5 protein-coding genes are annotated in these 3746 nt (G+C 73.2%); 3 read left to right on the forward strand and 2 right to left on the reverse strand.

All coding sequences use genetic code 11. From position 1 onward, the window contains the following. The coding region (locus tag ACXJKL_RS16790) for an ABC transporter permease (RefSeq protein WP_457208162.1) at window positions 1-693 on the reverse strand (693 nt) is incomplete at its 3' end. Between the two features lie 125 nt (window positions 694-818). On the opposite strand from ACXJKL_RS16790, the gene ACXJKL_RS16795 reads away from it, so the two are divergent. Both ACXJKL_RS16795 and ACXJKL_RS16800 read left to right on the forward strand, forming a co-directional pair. Further along, window positions 819-2306 carry a S8 family serine peptidase gene (locus tag ACXJKL_RS16795; RefSeq protein WP_457208163.1) on the forward strand — a complete coding sequence of 496 codons (1488 nt, stop codon included), beginning with the start codon at window positions 819-821 and terminating at the stop codon, window positions 2304-2306. A gap of 116 nt (window positions 2307-2422) precedes the next feature. Then, window positions 2423-2596, forward strand: coding sequence for a CsbD family protein (locus ACXJKL_RS16800; protein ID WP_082624020.1), 174 nt, complete (start codon window positions 2423-2425; stop codon window positions 2594-2596). Between the two features lie 98 nt (window positions 2597-2694). On the opposite strand, the gene ACXJKL_RS16805 is transcribed toward ACXJKL_RS16800, so the two are convergent. After that, window positions 2695-3360: an HAD family hydrolase gene (locus ACXJKL_RS16805; RefSeq protein WP_457208164.1), complete on the reverse strand. Its 666-nt coding sequence runs from the start codon at window positions 3358-3360 to the stop codon at window positions 2695-2697. Window positions 3361-3424: 64 nt separating this feature from the next. On the opposite strand from ACXJKL_RS16805, the gene ACXJKL_RS16810 reads away from it, so the two are divergent. Beyond that, a partial coding sequence (locus tag ACXJKL_RS16810) for an exodeoxyribonuclease V subunit gamma (RefSeq protein ID WP_457208165.1) occupies window positions 3425-3746 on the forward strand: 322 nt, incomplete at its 3' end.

Here is a 3746-nt window from a genome sequence, read left to right on the forward strand (position 1 = left end):
GGTCACGACGACCGCCGTGGTGAGCATCGTGAGGGCGATCGCGGCCAGCACGACCAGCTGGAACTGGGCCGCCACCACCGGCGTGGCGCCCCCGAACAGGGCCCCCACGAAGGCGCCGGGGAGGGTGACGAGCCCGGTGGAACGGGTCTGGTCGAGGGTCGGCAGCAACGCCTCGCGGGCGGCGGTGCGACCGACGTCGTCGTACGCCTGGGCTGGCGTGGCGCCGAGGGAGAGCCAGGCCTCCACCTCGTCGCGGCGGGCCCGCGCGTCGCGCAGGAAGGTGCGCCCCGACAGGGTCGCCGCGCTCATCGCGTTGCCGATCACGATGCCGCCGACCGCGACGACGTACCGCGCGTCGAGCTCGACGAGACGCAGCCCGAAGACCAGCGCGAGCGACCCGGACGCCCCGGCGACCACGCCCACCAGCGCGATGCGGCGCGCGCCGGGGAGACCGGCCAGCCGGCCCCCCGCCGTCCACGTCGCCGTGGTCACCATGAGCAGCACGAAGAGGGCGACCGTCCACGGCACCGCGAGCACCCCCCGCAGGATCAGCGCCACCGCCGACAGCTGCACGGCCGCCCGCAGGATCGCGGTGACGGGCAGCCAGCCGAGCGGGACGCGGGCGACGCGGGCCAGGACGAGCGTCGTCAGGGCGACCACCAGCAGTCCCAGGCCCCACCAGACGTGCTCCACGCGAGGCATCCTCCCGCACCCGGCGTGACCCGCGGCACACCCGCTCGTTGGGCCCCCATCGCCTCGTGACCCGACCGACCGGGTCGCCACCGCATCGACGCGACGAGGCGTGGAGGGATTCGATCGTGCGAATCAACACCACTTCGACGAGCAGGGCGGCGAGGTGCCTGGCGGTCGGCGCCGTCGCCCTCGTCGCGACGGCGGGACTGACGGTCCCGACGTCCGCCACCGCGGCGGGCTCGGCGGACCGGGCCAACCTGTCGACCCAGCTCGTCGGCCAGCTCTCCCGGCTCGACGCCGGCGCACCCACCGCGGTGATGGTGCACGGCGCCACGCTGCAGCAGGCGCGCGACGCGGTCGCCGCGACCGGGATGACCCCGGTGACCAGCTTCGACCTGATCGGCGTCGTGGTCGCCACCGGCACCGGCAGCCAGGTGCAGGCGGTGCGCTCGGAGCCGGGCGTGACCTACGTCGAGGGCAACCAGGGGATCGACCTCTTCCAGGACTCCAGCAACACCGCCACCCGGGGCTACGAGGCGACCCAGACGCTGACCGGCGCGGACGGGCAGAGGCTCACCGGCCACGGCGTGAGCGTGGCGGTCATCGACTCGGGCGTCGACCCGACGCACCCCTACTTCACGGAGCCCGACGGCAGCAGCGCCGTCGTCGCCAACCTCAAGACCCTGTGTGACCCGCTCGAGGCCGTCTGCTCGGTGCAGAAGGTGCCCAACGGCGTCGACACCGACACCCTGTCGTTCGGCGGGCACGGCACCCACGTCAACGGCATCGTGGCCGGCAACCCGGTCACGCTGAGCAGCGGCAAGAAGCTCCAGGGCGCGGCGCCCGGCGCGAAGCTGGTGTCCGTCTCCACCGGTGCCGGACTCTTCATCATCGGCGCCGACGCCGCCCTCAACTGGGTGCTCGAGAACCACGACGCCCCCTGCGGCGCCGGCGTGCCGGTCGCGCAGTGCCCGCCGATCAAGGTGACCAACAACTCCTACGGGCCCACCGGCGGTGGTGCGTTCGACCCCGAGTCGGCCACGGTCAAGCTCCAGCGGGCGCTGGCCGCCGAGGGTGTCGTGACCGTCTGGGCCAACGGCAACGACGGTGGCGACGGCTCGGAGAGCCTCTCCAACCCGCCCGGCATGGACCCGACCGGCGGCATCATCTCGGTGGCCTCGTACTACGACCAGGACACCGGCACCCGCGAGGGCACGGTCTCGGACTTCAGCTCGCGAGGCCACGCCGGCGACCAGTCGACGTACCCCGACATCTCGGCGCCCGGCGAGAACATCACCTCGTCGTGCCGGCTCTACCTCGCGATCTGCTCGACTGGCCTCGCCCCGGAGAACGGGCCCGGCCTGCTCGACGTGGGCACCTTCAACACGATCAGCGGTACGTCGATGGCGGCACCGCACATCGCCGGCATCGTCGCCCAGCTCTTCCAGGCGAACCCGGCCGCGACGCCGGCCGAGGTCGAGGCGGCGCTCAAGACGACGGCCCACAAGTTCACCGACGGCGCCGCCTACGAGCCGGGCCCGCTCGGGACGACGTCGTACGACAAGGGCTACGGCCTCGTCGACGTGGTCGCGRCCGCGCAGGCCGTGCGCTGACCGGAGGACCGACCCGGGCGGGCCACCCCGAAGGGTGTTGGCCCGCACCGGGTCGCGTGGCAAGTTCGAGAACAGCCCGGTTGTCCGGGAACCCGCGTGCGAATGAGGTGTGAGTCATGGGTCTTGACGACAAGATCAAGAACACGGCCGAGGACCTGACCGGCAAGGGCAAGGAAGCCACGGGCAAGGCGACCGACAACGACCGCCTGGAGGCCGAGGGCAAGAACGACCAGGCCAAGTCGGACGTGAAGCAGGCCGGCGAGAAGGTCAAGGACGCGTTCAAGCACTGACCCTGCGGGGGCAGGCGCCGTCCCGCGGACGGCAGCGAGGGACATCGATGGGGGTCGGTGTCCCTCGTGCCATGTCCGGATCCCCGAGGTCCGCGGCGTCAGCGGCGTACCGGACGCACCAGCTCGTCCCAGTCCAGCCCGACGAGGTCCGCCGGCGTCTCGACCACGAGAGCGGCGCCCGCCTGCTCGAGCTCGGCCCGTGCGTAGCCGCCGGTGAGCACGGCCACGCAGGCCAGCCCGAGGCGGGAGGCGGCCTCCACGTCGTACGGCGTGTCCCCGACGAGCACCGCCCTCTCCCCCGACACCCGGTCCAGGGCGACGGCGAGGATGTCGGCGTCCGGCTTGGAGTCCTCGGCATCCTCCGACGAGGTCACCGCCGCCACCTCGTCGGCGATGTCCAGCAGCCGCACCGCCTCGTGGCTGAAGCGCTCGGCACCCGAGGACGCGAGCACCACGACATGACCACGCCGGTGGAGGTCGACGACCAGGTCCCGGGCGCCGGGGAGCGGGGTGACCTCGTCGAGGAGAGCGGCGTACTCCTCCTGCCAGCGCTCGCGCAGCGCGTCGCCGTGGTCGGCCTCGACCCGGTCGCCCGCGACCTCGGCGACGAGCTTGTCCCCACCCATCCCGATGGTGCGGTGGATGCGCCACAGCGGTACGTCGACGTGGTGCCGGGCGAACGCCCGGTCCCACGCGATGGCGTGGTGGTAGGTCGAGTCGACGAGAGTCCCGTCGATGTCCAGGAGCACGACCGGGGTATCCATGCCCCCGACGGTAGCCAGTCCGGGCGGGCGCGGTGCTGTCGGTGCCGGATGGCAGGGTGACGCCATGGCCCTCCACCTCCACGTCGCCGAGCGCACCGACGCGCTGGCCGACGGCCTCGCCGGCCTGCTGGCGACGCCGCTCGAGGACCCGTTCGCGCGCGAGGTCGTGGTGGTGCCCGCACGCGGCGTCGAGCGCTGGCTGACGCAGCGCCTCAGCCACCGGCTCGGTGTCGGCGCGCGGCGCGGCGACGGGGTGTGCGCGGGCGTCGACTTCGTGACCCCTCACTCCCTGGTGGCGATGCTGCTGGGCAGGGACTCCGACGACCCCTGGGAGCCGGACCGGCTCGCGTGGCCCCTGCTCGAGGTGATCGACGACTGCCTGGGCG

It is taken from the genome of Nocardioides sp. P5_C9_2 (genome assembly GCF_054049555.1).